The sequence below is a fragment of the Rossellomorea sp. SC111 genome, assembly GCF_024733565.1.
GTDB lineage: Bacteria > Bacillota > Bacilli > Bacillales > Bacillaceae_B > Rossellomorea.
Genome location: NZ_JANIOC010000026.1, coordinates 1 through 20,872 on the forward strand (window position 1 = coordinate 1; position 20,872 = coordinate 20,872).

At 43.2% G+C, this 20,872-nt stretch carries 21 protein-coding genes; 16 read left to right on the forward strand and 5 right to left on the reverse strand.

The window, feature by feature from the left end; genetic code table 11:
• Together NQ095_RS21810 and NQ095_RS21815 are read left to right on the forward strand one after the other, a co-directional pair.
• Positions 1-679: hypothetical protein (locus NQ095_RS21810; protein WP_258265446.1), on the forward strand; the 679-nt coding region annotated here is incomplete at its 5' end.
• A gap of 268 nt (positions 680-947) precedes the next feature.
• Positions 948-1,400 carry a GNAT family N-acetyltransferase gene (locus tag NQ095_RS21815; protein ID WP_258265447.1) on the forward strand — a complete coding sequence of 151 codons (453 nt, stop codon included), beginning with the start codon at positions 948-950 and terminating at the stop codon, positions 1,398-1,400.
• Positions 1,401-1,442: 42 nt separating this feature from the next.
• On the opposite strand, the gene NQ095_RS21820 is transcribed toward NQ095_RS21815, so the two are convergent.
• Positions 1,443-2,408 carry a quinone oxidoreductase family protein gene (locus NQ095_RS21820; protein ID WP_258265448.1) on the reverse strand — a complete coding sequence of 322 codons (966 nt, stop codon included), beginning with the start codon at positions 2,406-2,408 and terminating at the stop codon, positions 1,443-1,445.
• Positions 2,409-2,669: 261 nt separating this feature from the next.
• On the opposite strand from NQ095_RS21820, the gene NQ095_RS21825 reads away from it, so the two are divergent.
• From NQ095_RS21825 to NQ095_RS21885, 13 genes are all read left to right on the forward strand, one after another.
• Positions 2,670-3,188, forward strand: a complete 519-nt coding sequence (locus NQ095_RS21825; RefSeq protein WP_375162872.1) for a sigma-70 family RNA polymerase sigma factor — start codon at positions 2,670-2,672, stop codon at positions 3,186-3,188.
• A complete protein-coding gene (locus NQ095_RS21830) occupies positions 3,181-3,864 on the forward strand; it encodes a DUF3600 domain-containing protein (RefSeq protein ID WP_258265450.1) in 684 nt (227 codons plus the stop codon). Before NQ095_RS21825 ends, NQ095_RS21830 begins: the two co-directional genes overlap by 8 nt.
• Before the next feature lie 381 nt (positions 3,865-4,245).
• On the forward strand, positions 4,246-5,454 hold the full coding sequence (locus NQ095_RS21835) for an MFS transporter (RefSeq protein WP_258265451.1): 1,209 nt from the start codon (positions 4,246-4,248) through the stop codon (positions 5,452-5,454).
• Positions 5,455-5,861: 407 nt separating this feature from the next.
• Complete coding sequence (locus NQ095_RS21840) at positions 5,862-6,683, forward strand: lipid II flippase Amj family protein (protein WP_258265452.1); 822 nt, start codon at positions 5,862-5,864, stop codon at positions 6,681-6,683.
• A 12-nt stretch (positions 6,684-6,695) separates the two neighbouring features.
• Complete coding sequence (locus tag NQ095_RS21845; RefSeq protein WP_258265453.1) at positions 6,696-7,115, forward strand: hypothetical protein; 420 nt, start codon at positions 6,696-6,698, stop codon at positions 7,113-7,115.
• A 523-nt stretch (positions 7,116-7,638) separates the two neighbouring features.
• Positions 7,639-8,667: a DUF4362 domain-containing protein gene (locus NQ095_RS21850; RefSeq protein ID WP_258265454.1), complete on the forward strand. Its 1,029-nt coding sequence runs from the start codon at positions 7,639-7,641 to the stop codon at positions 8,665-8,667.
• A 200-nt stretch (positions 8,668-8,867) separates the two neighbouring features.
• Complete coding sequence (locus tag NQ095_RS21855) at positions 8,868-9,506, forward strand: DUF7010 family protein (protein ID WP_258265455.1); 639 nt, start codon at positions 8,868-8,870, stop codon at positions 9,504-9,506.
• Between the two features lie 246 nt (positions 9,507-9,752).
• Positions 9,753-10,967, forward strand: a complete 1,215-nt coding sequence (locus NQ095_RS21860; protein ID WP_258265456.1) for an MFS transporter — start codon at positions 9,753-9,755, stop codon at positions 10,965-10,967.
• 56 nt (positions 10,968-11,023) lie between these two features.
• The gene (locus NQ095_RS21865) at positions 11,024-11,872 is read left to right on the forward strand and encodes an alpha/beta fold hydrolase (RefSeq protein ID WP_258265457.1); all 849 of its coding nucleotides are present in this window, start codon (positions 11,024-11,026) and stop codon (positions 11,870-11,872) included.
• Between the two features lie 11 nt (positions 11,873-11,883).
• Entirely contained in the window at positions 11,884-12,747 is an 864-nt protein-coding gene (locus tag NQ095_RS21870; protein WP_258265458.1) for a phosphotransferase family protein, read from the forward strand.
• Positions 12,744-13,211: a GNAT family N-acetyltransferase gene (locus NQ095_RS21875; RefSeq protein WP_258265459.1), complete on the forward strand. Its 468-nt coding sequence runs from the start codon at positions 12,744-12,746 to the stop codon at positions 13,209-13,211. The genes NQ095_RS21870 and NQ095_RS21875 overlap by 4 nt, the downstream gene beginning before the upstream one ends.
• Complete coding sequence (locus NQ095_RS21880) at positions 13,190-13,624, forward strand: GNAT family N-acetyltransferase (protein WP_258265460.1); 435 nt, start codon at positions 13,190-13,192, stop codon at positions 13,622-13,624. Before NQ095_RS21875 ends, NQ095_RS21880 begins: the two co-directional genes overlap by 22 nt.
• A 2-nt stretch (positions 13,625-13,626) precedes the next feature.
• Positions 13,627-14,484: an alpha/beta fold hydrolase gene (locus NQ095_RS21885; protein WP_258265461.1), complete on the forward strand. Its 858-nt coding sequence runs from the start codon at positions 13,627-13,629 to the stop codon at positions 14,482-14,484.
• Between the two features lie 34 nt (positions 14,485-14,518).
• Here the strand turns inward: NQ095_RS21885 and NQ095_RS21890 are convergent, their stop codons facing one another.
• The 4 genes from NQ095_RS21890 to ytrH form a co-directional block, all read right to left on the reverse strand.
• A complete protein-coding gene (locus NQ095_RS21890) occupies positions 14,519-15,535 on the reverse strand; it encodes a DUF4179 domain-containing protein (RefSeq protein ID WP_258265462.1) in 1,017 nt (338 codons plus the stop codon).
• Positions 15,532-16,095: a sigma-70 family RNA polymerase sigma factor gene (locus NQ095_RS21895; RefSeq protein ID WP_258265463.1), complete on the reverse strand. Its 564-nt coding sequence runs from the start codon at positions 16,093-16,095 to the stop codon at positions 15,532-15,534. The genes NQ095_RS21890 and NQ095_RS21895 overlap by 4 nt, the downstream gene beginning before the upstream one ends.
• 339 nt (positions 16,096-16,434) lie before the next feature.
• Entirely contained in the window at positions 16,435-16,941 is a 507-nt protein-coding gene (gene ytrI / locus NQ095_RS21900; RefSeq protein ID WP_258265464.1) for a sporulation membrane protein YtrI, read from the reverse strand.
• On the reverse strand, positions 16,938-17,273 hold the full coding sequence (ytrH, locus tag NQ095_RS21905) for a sporulation membrane protein YtrH (protein ID WP_034756917.1): 336 nt from the start codon (positions 17,271-17,273) through the stop codon (positions 16,938-16,940). The genes ytrI and ytrH overlap by 4 nt, the downstream gene beginning before the upstream one ends.
• A gap of 137 nt (positions 17,274-17,410) precedes the next feature.
• On the opposite strand from ytrH, the gene dnaE reads away from it, so the two are divergent.
• The gene (gene dnaE, locus NQ095_RS21910; protein WP_258265465.1) at positions 17,411-20,761 is read left to right on the forward strand and encodes a DNA polymerase III subunit alpha; all 3,351 of its coding nucleotides are present in this window, start codon (positions 17,411-17,413) and stop codon (positions 20,759-20,761) included.
• Positions 20,762-20,872: the final 111 nt, after the last annotated feature.

Below are 20,872 nucleotides of genomic sequence, written 5' to 3' on the forward strand. Positions count from 1 at the left end.
ATTTAATCATGTTGATGAAAATGAAAAGTCGACAGTTGAGTTCCAAACTGTTTGGAGAAAAGCGCATAGAAGGGACTGGAAAAGAAGACTCTTTCAATCGGCTGGTCCTAATATAGCCATACTTATGTTCCTTCTGATACTCACCCCTCTTGCAGGACACTATCTCATCAATCAAGAACAAGTTTCACAGTCAGCTCAATCTATCCCCAACCAAGGAGAAAGTGTGTACGGCCTGTCTGGAAAAGTATACAATTTACCTAACCAAGTCGTTATTAAAGGAGAGACTGGTTTACCAGAAGGTGCAGTACTCACAATTGAACACTTTGAAAGGGATGACCAAACGCTAATTAGAAAAGAAGAAGTGACAACCTCTTCAGATGGTTATTTTCAATATTCGACTGACAGATTGGAAAGAGAGAAAGAATATATTGTTAAAGTAATTCTCTATTCACATTTGCAAAATGAAACTGTTAAAAATCAGCTTGGCGAAAAAGGGGAGAATCTCAAAAATAAGAAGAATGAAGACGGTGTATTTCAGTATCAATATGATGAAGTTGAATTTACTGGTATAAAGATGGTGGGACTTGTGAATAAGATTGAGGAGACGAAAGAATATGTTTCAGCGGAATTTCTGAGGAGTGAAAAGGAGTTTAAAGTCATTAACCAAAATGCGCAGTAATGTTCCGAAACTACCAATAATAGACATATAAACGTCAAAAAAAAATAGCTTACCAACAACACTGGTAAGCCGCTACAAATAAGGAATTTTTCGATTTACAATAAGGGGTCCTGCCTTAAACCACTTTCTTCAAGATGAAGAATAATTTCAGTATACTATTAATTTCAGGTTAGTAAAGGTGATATGCCTAGATGAATATTTTTTTCTTAATGTGATGATCAGAATAAGTTATGCTTGAAAATCTTTTGGGATTCAGTGGAGGTAGGAAATGATTATTAGAAAACAACACAAGGATGAAGAACTTCCCATGGAGATGCTTTTCCTGGCAGATCCTTCAGAGAAAATCGTGAAGGAGTATGCCGTCAGGGGTGAATGCTTTGTAGCGGAGCTTGAGAACAAAATCGTTGGTGTGTATGTCTTACTGCCAACCCGACCGGAAACCGTCGAGCTAGTGAATGTGGCGGTTGCAGAAGAACTGCACGGGAAAGGGATCGGAAAACAGCTAGTGATGGATGCCGTAAAGGTGGCCAAAGAGAGAGGTTATAAGACCATTGAAGTGGGTACCGGGAATTCAGGCGTCGGCCAGTTGGCCCTTTATCAGAAGTGTGGTTTCAGGATCGTTGGGGTAGATTTGGATTTTTTCACCCGGCACTATTCTGAAGACATTTTTGAAAATGGAATCCAAGTCAGGGATATGATCCGGTTGACTCAGGATTTATAGAAAGAGCCCCCTTCCTGGAGGAAGGGGGCTCTTTCAACATGCTTAAGGAATCAATAATATCTTCCCTGTACTCTTTCTGCTTTCCAAATACTCATGAGCTTTTGCGCCTTCGCTTAAAGGAAAGACCGTTGGTTCAGATACCTTTAACTTTCCTTCTTGAATCCATTCGAACAACTCATGTGAGCGGGTCACCCGTTCTTCGTGAGACGTCAAGACATTCCACAAATCCCCGCCTGTCAGAGTCTTCGAGGTGTCCATCAGCATCCGCGGATCAACTGAAACAGGATCGCCTCCCGCCATACCAAAGAATACGACTGTCCCACCGATGCGAGTAGATTCAAAACTGTCCATCAGAGTCGAACCGACTGACTCATATACCACGTCCACGCCGTTGCCATTTGTCACATCCTGCACACTCTGTTTCCAGTCTTCACTGTATAAAAACATATGGTCTGCTCCAACAGCCAACGCTGCCTGTCTTTTTTCTTCCGAAGAAGTTAACCCGATGACTGTGCCGCCCAATATTTTAATGATTTGGACGAGGAGTTGTCCCACTCCGCCCGCAGCTGCATGGACTAAAACGGTATCCCCGCTCTTGATGCGATAGCTGTCTTTCGTTAAGTAATGTGCAGTAAGACCTTGTAACAAGAGGGATGCAGCCGTTTCGTACGATATATCATCAGGCAGCGGGATTGCTTTTTCCTTAGGCACAGCCACAAGTTCAGCATTCGCATAAGGTACATCGGCAAAAGCCATGCGGTCTCCAACATTGATTCCTTTCACGTTAGTTCCAATCTGTTTGACGATTCCTGCTCCCTCATATCCACAAATGTACGGTGGATCTCCTGCTAAATGATAATTTCCTTTTCTTCTATATACATCGGCGAAATTCAGCCCGATCGCCTTCATTTCCACTAAAACGTCATCCGGTCCCAATTGGGGAGGATCAATCTCCTGATAGTGGAGGACATCCGGTCCGCCGAACTTTTCAAATACGAGTGCTTTCATTATGTACTCTCCTCTTTAACATCATTCTCTTTTAGTGTAACCAGTCCTTAGGTTTTTGACTAGGGAAGAGCTTATCTGATACAAAGCCCAAGACTAATGGGATGTAATGTATAATACTGGAATAGAGCGTGGGTTGAATGAAATTTTACAGCAATTTAAAGTTCTCTATTGTTTTTACCTTTATAAAATATAAAAAAATTAAAGCCAATTCGTCTTTTCAGTTGTCTAATTAATGAAAGAAGATAAAAAGGGGTGAAGAACATTAGTAGATTAGTAAAGAAATCCCAAAAAGGCGATGATAAGGCATTTTTAAAAATTTTTCAACAATATGAAGAAGATATATACAGGATGGCGTATGTGTATGTGAAAAATGAAAATGATGCGTTAGATGTAGTACAAGAGGTTGCATACCGTGCTTTTAAGAATATTGGAACGTTAAAAAATCCTGCGTATTTTAAAACCTGGTTAACAAAAATAGCGATTACTAGTGCACTAAATATATTAAAAAAAAATAAAAAAGTGGTTCAACTTAAGCCAGAATATGAGGAATATATCGGATTAGAAGATCAGGATACTCTCCTTAGTATCACTCTACATGAGTTACTGGAGAAATTAAATGAGGAAGAGAAAAGTCTCGTTACCCTAAGATTCTATGAAGGGTATTCTTTTAAAGAAATTGCGGAAATACTTGAAATCCCCCTAGGTACTGCGAAGACGATCTTGTACCGAGCGTTAGGTAAACTTCGAAAGCACATGAAGGAGGTTGATACTTGTGAGTAACATCAAGCAGGAACTAAACAAAATTCCCATTCCACGAACCCTGCACGAACGGTCAAAAATGGGAGTGAGAAAAGCACACCTCGAAAAAGGTGGAAGAGTTAACAGGTTTATAAAGAAAAACGTTGTATCAGTTATTCTTGCAGCTTCTTTAATCGTTCCAACAGGAGCCATTGCTTATCAAACGATTCTGGCTGATGAGCTTTATGGTTCATTTGAAAATGTTAAGGCTCATCTGTCGAGTGCCACAATGGAAGGATATCTGCTTTTGGATGCAAGATTGACTCAAGCCCAAGGGGACATGGAAAAAGAAGAGTTCAAGCGCTTTAAAGAATTATTAAATGTAGTAACGAGTGCAAAGGTAGAGTATGGAGATAAATATGGAAACATTGATTATTCAACGGTTCCGGATAAACAGCTGACTGAACTGAAAAACACCTTATATGAGATACAGCCTTTCTTTGATCAACTTAATGGACAGAAATCAAGCAAAGAAGTATTGTCATCTGATGAATATGAAGAATATATCGAAGCGATCATGATATATGAGCAAACTATGTCTCAAAGTGGAATGAAAGAATCCGATGAAACCGATAGACTCTCTGATGATCAAAAAGAAATCTTTTTAGAAGCTCAAAATGTACTGATAAAAGTAAATGAAAAACAATTAGATCAGTAAAATATAACAACCATTTTAAATACGATTAGAAACTATACCTTTAGGAGCTTCACAAGGCGCTTACTCATTAGAGTGAGCGTTTTTTGCATTGAGTAGGGTACTTCCAGGTGCCTATGCCACTTCAAAGTGCGTTCTTCCCAAAAGGTTAGCTAGCCCTCATAATTCAATTTAGCTTTTCAAACAGTACCTGTCGATTTTCGCAGAAGAGGTTTGAAAGGCATATAGGCACTTGAAAGTCTCTAGATTACAAAAAAGTACCTACATGACTTTAAAGTGCGTACTTCTCAATAATCATTGTACACATTATCATGTGTATACAGAGAAACGAAAGGCGCCTTCGGTTACTCATTTTAATCAAACATTTAAGGAGGAAGTTACGTTATGAGTTCAACTTCAGCTACTTTACAACAGTCTAAAACGAAAGGCGGCACGCCGGCGTTACTTGCACTTGCCATCAGTGCCTTTGGAGTCGGAACGACAGAGTTTGTACCCGTTGGATTATTATCATCGATTGCCGATGATTTATCGATATCGATCACACTTGCAGGATTATTGATTTCAGGTTACGCCATTGGAGTCGCCATCGGAGCCCCGGTGTTGACGGCATTGACGAGTAAAATGAGCCGAAAATCACTGCTTATGTCCTTGATGCTCTTATTCATTGTAGGAAACTCGGTTGCGGCCATGTCCACAAGCTTTGGACTATTACTCGTTGCCCGTTTTATCACAGCATTTTCACACGGGATTTTCTTCTCAATCGGATCGACGATTGCGGCCGATCTAGTGCCTGCCCATAAGCGGGCAAGTGCGATTGCCTTTATGTTCACAGGCTTGACGGTTGCGACTGTGACAGGAGTACCACTCGGAACATTCATCGGACAGGCATTCGGGTGGAGAGCCACATTCTGGGGAGTTGCCGTTCTTGGTGTAGTGGGGATCATTGCAAGCTCCATTCTTGTCCCAAAAAATTTGAAAGAAGCACCGCCAGCTAAGTTTAGCGAACAGCTAGAGATTCTAACGAACGGTCGATTACTATTAGCTTTTGCCATCACAGCACTTGGGTATGGTGGAACGTTTGTTGCGTTCACTTATCTAACACCTTTATTGCAAGATGTAACAGGATTCAGCGCAAAATGGGTGAGCATCATCCTTCTTGTGTACGGAATTGCCGTTGCCATCGGAAATGTCGTCGGGGGGAAAGCATCCGACAAAAATCCATTAAAAGCGTTATTCTGGATGTTTGTTATGCAGGCCATCATTCTCGTAGTTCTTACATTCGCAGCACCATTTAAAGTGGCAGGTCTCATCGCAATCTTCCTAATGGGATTATTCGCATTTATGAACGTGCCGGGGCTGCAGATCCTTGTGGTGAACATGGCGGAAAAGTACGTACCGTCAGCTGTCAATGTCGCATCTGCTTTAAATATTGCCGCTTTTAACGTGGGGATTGCCATTGGCTCCTTTGTCGGCGGAATGATTGTGGATGGAATTGGATTAATTCATACACCTTGGATCGGTGCCATCATGGTGGCAGGAGCGGTCATGTTGACCGCATGGCTGCGTATAATTGAACGGAAGACAGTCAGTTAAAATGGTCCCTGATTTTCGGGGATTCATGAATAAATGAAATTTCAGCACTTAGGCATTTGAATATTGCCTGAGTGCTTTTTTTGAATGGAATCAGATGGGGGAGTCTAAATGAAGATTTTTCGACAAACGGTTCATAAATTTTGTAACGAGCTCATAAATTATGATTCGGGATTATAAAAGAAAATAGAGGATGATAAATTTTTAAGACGGATCATAAATCTCCATAACAGATCATATCTCGAAATATAGGATCATACCTTGTCGCAGCCGCCTTTTTAGTGATTGAAAAAACATTGATTGCTTTAGTATGAGGCTTATAGAATGAATTCAAGGAACATTTCAAAAATACGAAATGTTCCTTTTTATTAATGCTATAATATGATTGGATAAAAAAGGGAGATGTCATTGTGGAATTTATATCATTACCGGTTATTTCGATTGCACTCTTCATTTTAATCATACATAGCATTGAAACACTTGCTTATGCGGTCAGGTTATCAGGGGCAAGGGTGAAGCTGATCGCCTCAGGTCTTTCCTTGTTTAATATGATGGTCATTGTATCGCGGATGTCGAATATGATGCAGCAGCCTTTTACAGGGGGGCTCACTGATGCTGCGCCTGAGGGCCGGAAACTAGAAGTGGTAGAAGAGCAGTTCAGGGTACTGATCGGTGCCTCGACTTTAGGTACTCTCCTTGGGATCGTGTTATTGCCTACGTTTGTTGCATTGTTTTCAAGGGGGATTATCCGCCTATCCGAGCAGGGAGGTTCTGTGCCAAGGTTAATCAAGCTTGGGTTTAAGAATGATCTGTATAAAAGAGGTATGAACCATTTTGCTAAACCAGGTAGAAGATATTTGAGGGGAATCAATTTCAGAGCCATTCCAAAAAGGCTGTTTTTCATCAATATGGTCATTACAGCAGTTTACACGATTGGCGTTCTTTCAGCGCTATATGCAGCGCTAATCGTACCTGATCGACAAGGCAGTGCGACCATGGCTTCGGGGTTGATCAATGGTATCGCAACGATTTTATTGACACTGTTCATTGACCCGAAGATATCAGTTCTTGCCGATGATGTGGCGAATGGAAAGGGGAATTATCAAGAGTTGAAAGGTCTTTCCATCATGATGGTCATCTCCAGACTATTCGGGACGCTGCTCGCTCAATTGATCTTTATTCCGGGTGCTTATTATATTGCCTGGATGTCTCAGTTTTTTGTTATGAAGTAAGGAGGAGTTTTTTTGTCTGGAATTACATATTTTTATGCTTTGGCAGTGATCATTCTTCTTTTTTTGATTCCTTATCTAATTATCAGGGACCTGAAGAAAAGAAGAAGACTCTCTGCCATATTTACCTCACACGTCATGCTATTGATCTTGCTCTTTGTGGCATTCGGGGAAGTATTAAAAGCTTTTCTGTCTGAATCTTCTATGGAGTATTACAATCAGATTTTCTTCCTTGGTATGATCGTATTTATCGTTCTGCCGTTGATCTTCCTATTCTTTTACACTGTTAAAAATGATATTTATAAGTGGAAGGATCCCAATGAATATAAGTTCCAGTGGCTTTTTAAATTCAGATACTTATTAATGGCTGCTGTGGGTGCATTATTTATAGGGGCTCTGTTTCGGTTTTACCAGATTTTTATTTTTCTGTTTTAACGAAAGCATTATTTAGACTTAAGCAGTAGGAGTGTGTTTATGTCAACAATAGATGACAATTGGAAAACAGACCGGATTGGGTCCGCACATGCTGGCCAAAATCCAATGGTCCTGGCCAATATGAAAAGTGGTTTCGCGGTAATGGGTGATACACAATTTTTACCTGGTTATTGTGTTTTGCTTCCTTACGTTGAAGTGAGTTCTTTGAATGATCTGGATATGAACCAGAGAAGTGATAATTTGCTTGATATGAGCATAATAGGAGACGTTATAACGGAGGTGTGTCACCCGAGAAGGATCAATTATTCAATTTACGGGAATACAGATACTTTTTTACATGCTCACATTTTTCCAAGGTACCAATGGGAAGGGGAGGAGCATAGGACCAAGCCGGTGTGGAATTATCCTCAGAGTCGCTGGACGGATGATGATGATTTGTATTCGGAGGAAAAGCATCGGGAGTTAAGAAAAAAACTACGTGAGTGTTTTCAAGAAAAGGGATACACGAATAGGAGGTAAATGAATGGGGAAACAAAAATGGCTCTGGATGCTTGGAATCATTCTCTTTCTTCTTACCGGATGCCAGGAATCAAATCAAGCCGCACAGCCTCCTGACGAGAATGATTCTGAACTGAATGCGGATGTGGTGAATGTACATGGCGGGATTACAGGATTGGATAAAATGGAGAACTATTTTCAACAGGTAGAGAAGGAGAAAAAAGGAGATTTGAGAGTGGTCTCCTACACGATCGAGGGAGATCCCATACTCACGGATTTAGCTTACGATGGAAAACACATTAATGTGACATTCGACTACACAAGAGACCAGTATGGCAATGGCGAGGTGAAGTCCTTTCAATGCGGAAAACTGAAACGGGAAGAAAATCCTACTAATCTGTCCTATTATCTGACAGGTTGTGAGGGTGTAAAGGGTGAAACCTGGGGGGTTCTCGAAACTTCTTATGACGTAAAGCGCCAGGATGCTTTTGAAGTGGAGTTAAGATACGGTGCCAAAGAAGGAGAAAAACAAACGATTCAACTAAATGATGAGGATAAGCAAGAGGTCTATAAGCAGCTGGTGTTGGCGAATTATTTAGACTCCAAGCCTACGAGTGATGAATGCCTTAAAGGAAAAAAGGCGGACAACTATTTGATGAAAGTGAAGATAAATGGGGGAAACCGCACTCTTAACTGGAATGCCTGCGGATCTCATGAAAGTTCCAAGCCCTTCACTGATATTGCAGAGTACATCATTCATGCATCCAAACATCCCACAAAAACCAGTGAAAATGTCGTCTACGGTTACATCTTAGAGGTGGAGGAAAATCAAATCTTGATTGGAGAAGATTTGACGGCTGCTGATTTAGTGTCGCTGGAAAAGGTTGAAGGGGAAGAGTTATCGAATTATGACATTACCTTTTTATATGTGGAAACGGGTGACGCCCAAGAATTTTCAGAGGGAGACAAAATTGTCATGAAAGTCGATGAGGTGTTGGAGGAAGGTTCTCCCGGAAGAGTCAAGGCGAGTGATATTAAAAAGATAACTGAATAGTAATAGGTAATGATCAGTCGTCGACATAACGTTATCCTAAGAAAATATTGAGTTGGGAAATGAGATTTGAAATAATTGGTATGGGAGAAGGGTACTAATACAGCTGGGAAATTTCATCAAGATTTCTCCATAGAGGGGAATAACAAGAAGGATGTTTTATAAGTTGGAGAGTCATAATCTTGATGAGAGGGAGCGATTTTATGGGGGTTACGGTTTCTAAAGGGGAATTGCGTGGCACGGCTTCTGGTGTACTATTCATGGCGTTTTTCGGTACACTTTGGGCGTATACAGGCATCATGGGATTGCAGGGATGGGGGAGCCCCTGGTTGTTGACGGTTGCGTTGGCGATTGGTTTCTTGTTGGTTCTTTCCGGTTTCTCGCTGATTCACGTTTCTAAGGAATTTCCGGATGGAGTATCCAGTCGAGAAGGGAATAACAGCAGGAAAAGGAAAATGAGAAAATGGTTTAATATCATTTTCGCTGGGGAAGGAATAGCGATCGGCATCGCTATCGCTGTGTGCAATGCTGTTGGACACACGGAAAATATTCCAATCGTCATTGCGATCATTGTCGGTCTTCATTTTCTTCCACTGGCACGACTATTTCGGGTCAGCATTTATTATTATACGGGCATTTTACTGTGTGTAGTTCCTGTGATCACCTGGCTGTTCATACCTGAGACCGCCACGTTGAGTGGTCATGAGCTGAATGCCTATATGTCTGCCGTAGGATTAGGATCGGCGTTGATTCTATGGGTGACGAGTATTGCCATATGGATGACAGGGAGAAGATTGATGGGACTTGTACCTGATCAGGTGACAAATGATCTAACACGCTAAAGTTAAACATCTCTGCAAGCGGAGAAGACCCTCTGCCTGCAGGGATGTTTATTTATTTTAGGTTGAACATTCAAAATATTTATGAAATAATTACCAATACCAATATAAGAGAGGAAGGAAGCTATGATTCTAATACGTTTTCTCAATCCATTCGATCATTAGAACTCATCCATCGTGTGGAAACCGCCTTGATGACAGCAATTGACAACCGCTTATTTGCTGATCATTAAAGGAGGATTTTCATTTATGAATAAACAATTAATGATTCTGTTGACAGGCAGAATCATCACGAATTTTGCTGACAGCTTTTACATGATTGCGACGATCTGGTACGTGAAATCGGCTACGTCTTCGCCCTTATTAATTGGATTGACAAGTGCAGTGGCCATCCTGCCCGTCACGATTCAATTTCTATACGGTCCGATCATTGACCGGTTTTCGAAAAAGAAGATTCTATTTGTCGCCATGCTCGGCCAAGGGGCACTGGTCAGCGTGATCTCGATCTTGTATTATACGAATCTCTTATGGCTGCCCCTGTTATTGACTTTGATGTTCGTGGCGCTTTCGTTATCAGAATGTACATACCCGACTGAAAGTGCACTGATTGAGAGCCTGACTCCACGTGAACAGCTAACAAGGGTGAACTCCATCTTCGCCTTTTCGTATCAAACTCTTGATATTATATGTGATGCTGTCTCGGGGATTTTGATCGCCTTTGTTGGATTGGGTTTGATATATGTGACGAACAGTATATTATTGCTGGGGACTGGACTGCTGTTTTTATTCTATTTAAACGTTCCTAGATCGACAAAGGAAACGGAACTGAGAACGGTTCATTTTATCAAACAGTACAAGGATGATTTCAAAGATGGATTCCAGGTCGTGAAAAAACGCTATACCCTTCTAAGCGTCGTATTCGGCATCATTGGGATGAACGTGATGGCGACCATGGGGATTAGCATGCTGCCGGTTATTTCGGAATCATCTGCGGATTATGGATTCTGGCTGACGGCCATGTCTTTAGGCACTCTGACAGGGACCGTACTATCCAGTAAGGTAGAGAAAATCGCGCTAAATCGCATTCTACCGCTGCTGTCTCTTTGGTCCGGCATGTGTTGGATGCTCGCGTTTGCACTAAAGGACTTGGCGATACTGCCATATCTATTATTCGCTATATCTTGGATGGGAATCGGCGTCATAGGGATTTATGTACAAACGTTGATTCAGGTCAATCTTCCAGAAGGTTATATAGGAATCGGGTTTGCCTTCATTTCGTCGCTGCTCGGGTCACTCAGCCCACTGGGGTATCTCCTCGGCGGTGTGATTGGGGAGTTCACTTCCGGAAGATTCCCATTGGTGATTTCAGGTGTGGGTTATCTGGTCTTTGCCTTGTACTTCAGGGTGAATCCTAAGTTGAGGAATTTGAACAAGCCTTTAAGCGTCCGATTTGAAGATTCGTAATGTATCAGGTTTCCCATTTCGGGAAGCCTTTTTTAAAGCTGGTTAGGGGTGTAAGGATGAAGAAATGGGAAAGAACGTTATTGCATTCAGAACGGGGGACATTTGAATTGTTCATTAAGGGGGAAGGCGACCCTCTATGTGTCACCCACCATTACTCGGAGTTCAATGAGACTGGAGACTATTTCGCGGAGACGTTCACAGAAACCAACCAGGTTTTCTTGATCAACTTGCGGGAAGCGGGAGAATCAGAAACAGCCCATGAATCTTATCACTTGAGTATGCTGGAAACCATATTTGACCTGGAGGCAATCCGGGAAGCATTAGGATTTCGGCAGTGGGGATTTGCCGGTCATTCAACGGGTGGAATGTTAGGGGTACTTTACGGCATTCATTTTTCAAGTAGTCTGGATTACACGGTGATTGTCGGGGCGGCGGCAAGGGAGTATATGACCTTCTCGAAGGATTGCATATACAACGAAGCACATCATGACTTTGGCAGGATGCAGGAACTCATTGAAGCGTTGAAACAATCGGGTTTATCTCTTGATAAGAGGAAAGAGCTTTCAGTAGAGAGAACGAAATTATCGTTACATAAACCTGAGGCATATCATGAACTTTTTTCCCTCAATATACATAAGGGGATGTCTGCAGCACGCATGAATTTTTTTATCCGTGAGCTGCAAGTCTTTGATGTATCAAGAAGATTGGAGCACATATCAGTTCCTTCCCTGATCATGTGTGGACGGTTCGACGTGCAATGCCCGTTGAAGTATTCGATTGAAATGGCTGAAGGGATACGGGATTCCAGACTGATCATCTTCGAGAGGAGTAATCACTATCCGTTTCTTGAGGAAGCAGACCGGTTTAAGGATGAGTATGAATTGTTTTTGAATGAAAGGAAGTAGGAGGAGCACATATGGTTTCAACTTATGAAAATAGAATAAGAGAGGTGTATCCGGAGTTCACGATCACTCACAGCGAAATGAATGAAATCGGTCAGAATAATGATGTCCTTATCGTGAACGGGTCCCTTGTGTTCAGGTTCCCAAAGTACATAGAAGGTATCAGGAAGTTAAAGAAAGAAACAAGAGTGTTGGAAGGTGTCGAGGGGAATCTCTCATTACAGGTCCCATCCCCCCTTTATCAATCCATGGACTCTGAGGAAGTGGGGAAAGTGTTTACCGGGTACAAGATGATTGAGGGTGAACCCCTGTGGCCAGCTGTGTTTAAGGATGAAGAACATAGTCAAAAAATCGCTTCCCAATTGGTGGGTTTTTTGACCGAATTGCATTCCCACTCTGTTGATGAAGTAGAGATTGAGAAGAAAAGTATCCATGAGATAAGAAGTTCGATTGTAAACCTTTACGACCGTTGCCAGGAGAAGCTCTTTCCACATATGAATGAAAAAGCAAAGGTGGAAGTACGCAAGCATTTCGACTCGTTCTTAGCCAATGAACATCTTCTTGACTTTCAACCTGTACTGATTCATGGAGACTTCGGCGCATCGAATATTCTGTGGAATCCAGCACGACATGAGGTTTCCGGAATCATCGATTTTGGTGAAACGGAGGTGGGGGATCCAGCCTATGACTTTGCAGGATTATTATCCAGCTACGGGGAAACGTTTGTCAGAGATTGCCTGACATTATATCCCGGTGGCGATCAAATATTTGAGAGGATGAGCTTTTATCGGGGGACTTTCGCCTTGCAAGAAGCACTCCACGGCATTGAACATGGTGACCGGGAAGCCTTTGAAAACGGGATAAGGGGCTACAGATGATTGGCTTCGAAAAAAATCAGATTGGTCAATGGAAAATAGAGCAGGAGATCATGAATTCAAATCCAGCTTATAATCTTCTATCCAAAAATAAAGAGATCATCGATTTCGAGGATATTTGTGCTGAGTATGAAGAATCTGAACGGCTTGGTATCGTGCGGCTTTTCATCAAAAAGGACAGTCGATACATAGGACTCATCGATTACACATTAAACAATCCTAAAGATCAGACTCCCTGGGTCAGTTTATTTGTCATTCATCAAAGGTTTCAAGGGGCAGGGTATTCCATGTCAGCCCATGGATTGCTGGAAGACGTAATCAGGAGAGAAAGTCACACCAAATTGCGTTTGGCGGTACATCAAGAAAATGATCAAGGAATCAAGTTTTGGAATAAGCTTGGCTATGAACCTTTTAAAGAAGTGGTGTATGAGGGGAGGCAGCACTGTTGTTTGGAGAAGTTTTTGTAATAGAGGAGATCGTATCGAGTTGTATTCATCCTGACATCCAGACGTTATTGTCTTACGCAACCTCCCTTGAGAAAGTAAAGGGGGAATATGCTTCTTATCTTTACTCCAACAGGCGGAAGCTATTGGGATTTAGAGTAGGAGAGACCGTAATTGGATGTATCGGAATTGAATTTCTGGATGGTGACAGGTGTGAAATCAAACATGTAGCCGTGATGCCGGACCGCCGTGGCGAGGGTGTTGGAATCAAGATGGTTGATTTTATCCTCGAGCATTATTCCATCTCCTGCATGGTTGCTGAAACAGATCGCGATGCTGTGTTGTTTTATAAGAAGATAGGGTTTGAGATTGCGAGTTTGGGGGAGAAATTTCCTGGGGTAGAGCGGTTTAGATGTGTAAGGATTCGGGAGGGATGAGCATGAAGGAAGTTACAATAACGTTTGACCACCACACCTTTACCACATATGAAATAGGTGATGAAAACCTACCCACTCTTGTGTGTCTGCACGGAATGACAGGGGACTCCAAGAGTTTTATTGAACTTGCTGGATATCTCCGCAACGATTTTCATATTATTCTATTGGATCTTCCTGGACACGGAGAAACCGAGTCTCTGAGAACCGAAGACGACTACCTTTTTTCATCACTTGCAAAACGGATCATGAACGTGATCACCAGAATGACGACTGAACCAGTATATGTATTGGGTCATTCCTGGGGAGCAGATCTGTCACTGCATATGGCAAAGCAGTACCCGGGTCAAATAAAGGGTCTAATTTTAATAGACGGAGGGTACGTTTTCCCTGAAATGGTTGTGGGATATTCAAAGGGAAAAGCTCTGTCAGACTGGGTGGAATACATAGATTCGAGCCGTTATCAGTCCTGGACTGATGTGGTGGATGTATATCAAGAGTACACGACAAAACCTTGGAATCTACAGCTTGATGGGATTATCTCTACTAACTTTGTAGTAGTGGATGACCATTATCAGTTGAGGGCCGACAGGGACAGTCTTTTGGCGACGATCAAAGCATTTTATCATGAACCCTGTTCAACAACCTATCAAGAGATTAAGTGCCCTGTATTATTCTTTCATGCTACTGTTCCCATTTCAGACCCCTCAAGGCAGAAAGCAATCGATAGACTGCAGCGTTCCGTCATGAGGACTAATATTGTCGGGATCGAAAATACGAAACATAACGTGCATTGGGATTGTCCAGATCGAGTAGGGAAAGTGATTCGGGATTGGATTTTTCAAAATGAATCCCCTATATAAGTCTTGCTTTCAACTTAAATAGGGGACTGATCATTTATTCTTTTAAATCAATAATAATCGGTTCGAGTTCAATCTCTGTATGCCCTTTCCCCGACCCGAGACTCGCAATTTCAATGGGTTCGATGATGAGTCGACTGGCTCCATCCTGGATGGTTCCGAATTCTGTTGTCCCCTCGTAAGTTTTTCCGTTATCTGTTGAAAAACCACCACCGCCCGTTCCGTCCATATATACATGACCCAGGTCGTCCGTCACTTTGAATACGGGTGATACCTCCGGCCACTCCTCGAGCAGGTCGTCCGTCGTCACCTGCTTATAAGCAATGACGGTGGATACATCGGTAAACTCAACAGATTTCAACGTGAAGGTTACATCTTTACTCTGAACCGTTTCATTGATAAGCTGCAGATCGCCTTCCAGCCGTTTTAATGAGAAAGCGAAAGACCAGTCACCTTTCACTTCCGTATCATTGGACGTGCTGTAAAGAGTCTGTGGTTCCCAGGTTATCTCCACCTTTTCCGGAAAGTCGCCGCCTTTAAAGCTCGGGGTGATGGTGGACAGTCCGACATAGCGGGTAGGGCTGATCTTGGTGAGTTGATCGCTTCCGCCGCTTCCGTTCGCCCCCTTGATGTCAAACCAATTCCCCCCGCTGTGTATGTCTTCCCCGAAATCTTTGTCTGTTTCGATGGCATAGGATATTTTAATATTCGTGCCGTCATAAACGGCGTTATCAATCAGGATGGTCACGCCATTACTTGTTTCGGTAAGACCGATATCAGTCGAGTAGTCTTCAAACTCTTTATATGGTTCATCACTAAAATAGCGTATGACATCGTCCATGAACGGGAGTTGTGTGGCAAAAGACGGATAGGCAAAGCTTGCTGCTGTGGAGACGCCGATCAGCATAACGGATGCGACGGCCATATTCCTCCAAACATTTGTCTTTTTCCGTTTATTTAATACATGTTGTTTGACGCGCTTCTTTTCCAACTCTGTCACTTCTTCGAGTTCAAGTGAATCTATATCTAATTCCATCCATTCCTTCATGCTCATATCAGTCGCTCCTTTAATTTCACATTCGTCGCTAATTTTTTCTTTCCGCGGTATAACCGGTTATCCACCGCTGCTTTCGAAAGGTTTAGGTGATCTGCAATTTCCATATTGGTTAAGTCCAGGTAATACTTCATTATGAAGATGTCCCGGTCCAGCTCCTCCAGCAGGCTGATAGCTGCAAGTAATTCATTTTTTTCTTCCCGTCGCAATAAGGATATATCGGTTCCCGGAGTACTTGATTTTGCAAGGAGGGATTCGTCCTGCTGTTCGCGGGCATTCCGTTTTTCCGCCTGCCGGTATCGGTCGATCGCCTTATACTTGGCTATCATCCCAATCCATTTCTTGAAATCCTCTTTCTCGCCTTTAAATTGATGGGCATTCTGCCAGACAGTGAGGAATACGTCATTGATGCATTCATCCACATCAAGTCGGTTTCCGTTGTGTAAGATCTTCATGGAAATGGTTTTCACAAGTGGCATGTAAGCGTCGATCACATACTCCAATGCGTCTTCCTTTTTCTTTATTAACCTGGTGATGAAATTGGTCGGTGAACTTTTCATTTGATTCGCTCCTTATATGATCGAAAGGCCTTTACATTATGTACAACGAATGGAAGTGGAAAAGATTCTCATCGTAAATGGAGTTTTTTTGATTGATTGATTCTTTCTAGTATACAGTGAAGGTTGGAGATTTGCTGGGTGTTGGATAATTATGTAAAATAACGCAATTGTCAGTAGAAATGACACAATCGAGGTCCTTTATGACGCAATCACCTCCAGAACAAAGGATGACTCTCATCCAAATACCACTCAGGAAAGTGAAATGAGCTGGAGCAACCAATCTTACAGTAAAAATGAACAAAAAAACCCGCCACCAGGCAGGTTCACAGCCAACAACTCTTAATCATCCTCATACTTCAACTCCAACGTTATCTGCGTGGTCGTATAAAAGTACATCTCCTTCACTTTCAGCTGGAAGTTCTTGTCATTCAGCTTGACGGTTTTATTTTCAATGATTTTCTTGATGAGTTCCTTATTCCCGTACACGGTTTCTAAGTCCTTGGTCAATAGGCTCCGCAAATCTTCGCTCAGTTTGTCCTCGGTTTCATGAATGCTGAGGAGCTCCACTTTTGTTTTGGTTGTGTTGATGATCTTTATTTTGACTTCCTGGATGACCAGTTCGTTTTCGTTTTCTTGATTCAACTGCTTGTATTCTTCTTGTAAGTAGGACAGAGTGTGTTTCAGTTTGCTGATGTCGTTTTTTTGTTCTTCTATTTTAAGGGCCTGTTTTTCATGCATGGTGCCGAACATGAAGAGGAAGATCATCCAGCTGATGATGCCGCCCACGACCATTCCGGCAAAGAACCGCTGCCAGGAGGGAAGCCGGTAGAAAGGGGGTATCCTCATGACGGCATATGTTCCTGCGTGAGCCACGTGATGATCATGGCTGCCGTGTTGGCTCCTCCAAGGGCTGAGAGTATCCACAGAAATTGTTTGAAGAGTTCTTTTGTCTCTCCGTTCAGGAAGCCTTTTTCAAAGCTGTACACTGTATCGAATGTGCCGCCGATCGCTGCGATGATGGCCCAGATGCGCAGGAAATCGGATAGTCGTCTCATTTCAATGAACAGGGGCTGCCCCATGGCAAACGAGGCAAGTCCCCCGAGCAGTGATCCGCCGAGCAATACTCCCATAGCGATAAAGAAGCTTTTGAATAATTCAGGAAAGAAAGCTTCCGCCATTTCATCATCTCCATCTATTACGTGTCTTTACGATAACTATATGGGATTCGGGGACAAGATATGAGGGAGAACATATTTTCTTTTTTGCGGTTTCTTACCTATAATAAAGGTATATTGAGAAAAAGGTTGTGCATAACATGTCATTTGTTCATTTACAAATAGCGAGTGCCTATAGTCTCTTGTCTAGCACGATTTCGATAAATGGACTTGTACATAAAGCGAAGAAGTCAGGGTATAAGGCGCTTACCTTGACCGATAAGAATATGATGTATGCCGCGATCCCTTTTTATAAGGCGTGTATAAAAGAAGATATCAAGCCGATCATCGGATTGACCGCAGATATTGCCTCAGAGGAAGGTTCCCATCCCCTAGTTCTCCTTGTGAAAAATCAAACGGGCTATCAGAATCTATTAAAAATCTCGAGTGCCATCGGGGCGAAGTCGAAAGAAGGACTACCGCTGAAGTGGCTTTCATCCTACAGTAAGGGATTGATCGCCATCACTCCAGGCGTCTCTGGTGAGATTGAGAGTCTGCTATTACATGATCACACTGAAAAAGCGAAGGAATGCATCCGAACGTATCAGCAGATATTCGGGCGGGACTCCTTTTATTTAAGCATTCAAAAGCATGGCATTGCCTCAGAGGATGCGCTTATCCCATTACTGCAGCAGGCGGCTGAAGAGACCGGGACGGAAATGGTCGCCACCAATGATGTGCAGTACCTCGAGCAGGAAGATCATTTTGCCCATGAGTGCATGGCTGCGATCCGTGACGGGAGTAAGCTGTCGGAGGATGACCGGGATGTACTCGAATCACAGGAGTATTATTTCAAGAGCAGGGATCAGATGGTTGAGCTATTCTCTGATCATGTTGAGGCATTGGAAAATACGATGAAGATTGCCGATCTCTGCCAACTCACCATTCCTTTCCATCAACAGCTCCTACCGAAATATCCTCTGCCTGAAGGGGTCACCGCCATCGAGGAATTGACCCATCTTTGTGAGAAAGGGTTAAGTGAGCGGGTGGAAACAATTTCAGATGAGTACATTGAACGCTTGGATTATGAGCTTGAAGTCATCGGCAGGATGGGATTCAGCGACTACTTCCTGATTGTGTGGGATTTCATGAAGTACGCCAAGGAAAAAAAGATCCTGACCGGACCGGGTCGTGGGTCGGCAGCGGGTTCCCTCGTATCCTACGCCCTCCGGATTACGGATGTAGATCCCTTGGAGCATCATCTGCTGTTTGAACGATTCCTGAATCCTGAACGGGTGTCCATGCCGGATATCGACATCGATTTCCCAGATCACCGGCGTGATGAAGTGATTGAATATGTGGAAGGAAAATACGGCAGTCTGCATGTTGCCCAGATCATTACGTTCGGGACGTTTGCAGCGAAAGCGGCGCTCCGTGATACGGGACGCGTGTTCGGATTGAATATGAAGGAGCAGGAGCAGGTATCGAAGGTTGTGCCGAATCAGCTTGGGATCACGCTGCAGGAAGCGTATGAAAAGTCGAAGGGGTTCCGGGACTTAGTGACGAGCTCTGCTCATTACACAAAATTGTATCAGACGGCTCTTAAACTGGAAGGGCTTCCGAGACACACCTCCACCCATGCGGCTGGAGTCGTGATGAGTGAAGCTCCTTTAGTGCAGTGGGTACCGATCCAGGGGAGTTCATCGGGCATTCATCTGACACAGTACTCTATGGATATTTTAGAAGAAATCGGATTGTTGAAGATGGATTTCCTCGGACTTCGCAATCTGAGTATATTGGAACGAATCGTGAAGAACGTTGAAATCGGGACGGGAAAGCCGTTTGCCATCGAATCGATCCCGATGAATGATGCCAAAACGTTCGAGCTGCTCACTAAAGGGCAGACGAACGGGATCTTCCAGCTGGAATCGGATGGGATGCGGAATGTGTTGAAAAGGTTGAAGCCCAATTCCTTTGAAGACATCGTGGCGGTGAATGCCCTGTACCGTCCGGGTCCGATGGAGAACATCCCGATGTATATCAATCGGAAACATGGGAAAGAACAGGTGGAATACCCTCATCCCGATTTGAAACCGATCCTTGAAATGACGTACGGGGTCATCGTGTATCAGGAGCAGATCATGCAGATCGCTTCGAAAATGGCCGGGTTCTCCCTTGGGGAAGCGGATCTCCTCAGGCGAGCCGTTTCCAAGAAGAAAAAGGATGTCCTCGATCAGGAGCGGGAACATTTTGTTTCCGGTTCGATCCGGAAGGGCTACAGGGAAGAGGTCGCCCATACGATTTATGACTTGATCGTCCGCTTCGCCGATTATGGTTTCAACCGGTCACATGCCGTTGCGTACAGCATGATCGCCTATCAGCTCGCTTACCTGAAAGCCCACTATCCTGCGTTCTTCTTATCATCCCTCTTGACGTCTGTCGTAGGGAATGAAACGAAGGTGGCTCAGTATATACGGGAAGCCACTCAGTATGGAATTGAGATCCTTCCTCCTTCCATTAATAACAGCCAATTTGTTTTTACAGTAGAAGGAAAGAATGTGATCCGCTACAGCATAGGGGCGATTAAAGGAATCGGGGCAGCGGCTCTAAAGGAAATCATCCGTGCGAGAAAAGAAAAGCCGTTTCAGGATCTGTTCGATTTCTGCATGAGGGTGTCTGCGAGGACGATCAACCGGAAGATCTTAGAGAATCTTGTGCTCTCCGGGGCGTTTGATGAATTCGGGATCGACCGCGCTACCTTGCTTGCAAGCCTGGATGTGGCAGCACAGCATGCGGAGCTTGTGAATCCTGATGACGATCCAGACCTATTCCATGAAGAAGAGGCGTTTATGTTAAAGCCGAAATATGTGGAAGTGGATGACATGACGATCGATACGAAGCTTCAGTTTGAAAAACAGGTACTGGGACTATACTTATCGGATCACCCGGTTTCTTCTTACCGGCCTTTATTTGAAAACCTTGGATTGCTGCAAATAGCCGATCTTCAAAAGGGATCGAAAATCTCACTCGGCGGTTATATTACCGGGATGAAATCGATCCGGACGAAGAAAGGGGAAGTGATGGCTTTCCTTGAAATCGGGGACGAAAGCGGCGAGATCGAAGCCGTGGTGTTTCCGAATGTTTACAAACATAATATGCCATTACTGAAAGAAGGGAATATTCTCCTATTCGGAGGGAATGTGGAGGATCGCAATGATAAGCTGCAGTTCATCGTGAATCAGCTCGAAACGATGGAAGACGTTCAGGCAAGGGTGAAAGAGAGCAGCCAAAAGCTTTATTTGAAAATCGCCGCGGGTCAGGATGAAGAAGCTTGTATGGAGGGAATCCAACAAGCCATTAACCGGTTCAAAGGCAAGAATCCGGTCATCGTTTATAACGAGCAAGCCAAAAAGAGTGTGAGGCTTCCGGACCACCTGCGCATCCGTCCTTCACAGGAGGCTCTTAGGGAATTGTACCGAATTCTTGGTGAGTCAAATGTGATATTGCAATAACACACTTTACTAAAACCACAATTTATATTATTGTTTAATAGAAAAAGGTGGTCTGACCACCTCTGAACTTATTATTTTATTTATCCATTTTTACATTTAGAAGAGTCGTCT

Coding starts and splice junctions, on each gene's coding strand:
- NQ095_RS21890 (WP_258265462.1), bottom strand. CDS start 15,535: ATGAGCATGAAGGAATGGATGGAATTAGATATAGATTCACTTGAACTC.
- NQ095_RS21885 (WP_258265461.1), top strand. CDS start 13,627: ATGAAGGAAGTTACAATAACGTTTGACCACCACACCTTTACCACATAT.
- NQ095_RS21875 (WP_258265459.1), top strand. CDS start 12,744: ATGATTGGCTTCGAAAAAAATCAGATTGGTCAATGGAAAATAGAGCAG.
- NQ095_RS21895 (WP_258265463.1), bottom strand. CDS start 16,095: ATGAAAAGTTCACCGACCAATTTCATCACCAGGTTAATAAAGAAAAAG.
- NQ095_RS21860 (WP_258265456.1), top strand. CDS start 9,753: ATGAATAAACAATTAATGATTCTGTTGACAGGCAGAATCATCACGAAT.
- ytrI (WP_258265464.1), bottom strand. CDS start 16,941: ATGAGGATACCCCCTTTCTACCGGCTTCCCTCCTGGCAGCGGTTCTTT.
- NQ095_RS21835 (WP_258265451.1), top strand. CDS start 4,246: ATGAGTTCAACTTCAGCTACTTTACAACAGTCTAAAACGAAAGGCGGC.
- ytrH (WP_034756917.1), bottom strand. CDS start 17,273: ATGGCGGAAGCTTTCTTTCCTGAATTATTCAAAAGCTTCTTTATCGCT.
- NQ095_RS21870 (WP_258265458.1), top strand. CDS start 11,884: ATGGTTTCAACTTATGAAAATAGAATAAGAGAGGTGTATCCGGAGTTC.
- NQ095_RS21865 (WP_258265457.1), top strand. CDS start 11,024: ATGAAGAAATGGGAAAGAACGTTATTGCATTCAGAACGGGGGACATTT.
- NQ095_RS21815 (WP_258265447.1), top strand. CDS start 948: ATGATTATTAGAAAACAACACAAGGATGAAGAACTTCCCATGGAGATG.
- NQ095_RS21820 (WP_258265448.1), bottom strand. CDS start 2,408: ATGAAAGCACTCGTATTTGAAAAGTTCGGCGGACCGGATGTCCTCCAC.
- dnaE (WP_258265465.1), top strand. CDS start 17,411: ATGTCATTTGTTCATTTACAAATAGCGAGTGCCTATAGTCTCTTGTCT.
- NQ095_RS21850 (WP_258265454.1), top strand. CDS start 7,639: ATGGGGAAACAAAAATGGCTCTGGATGCTTGGAATCATTCTCTTTCTT.
- NQ095_RS21855 (WP_258265455.1), top strand. CDS start 8,868: ATGGGGGTTACGGTTTCTAAAGGGGAATTGCGTGGCACGGCTTCTGGT.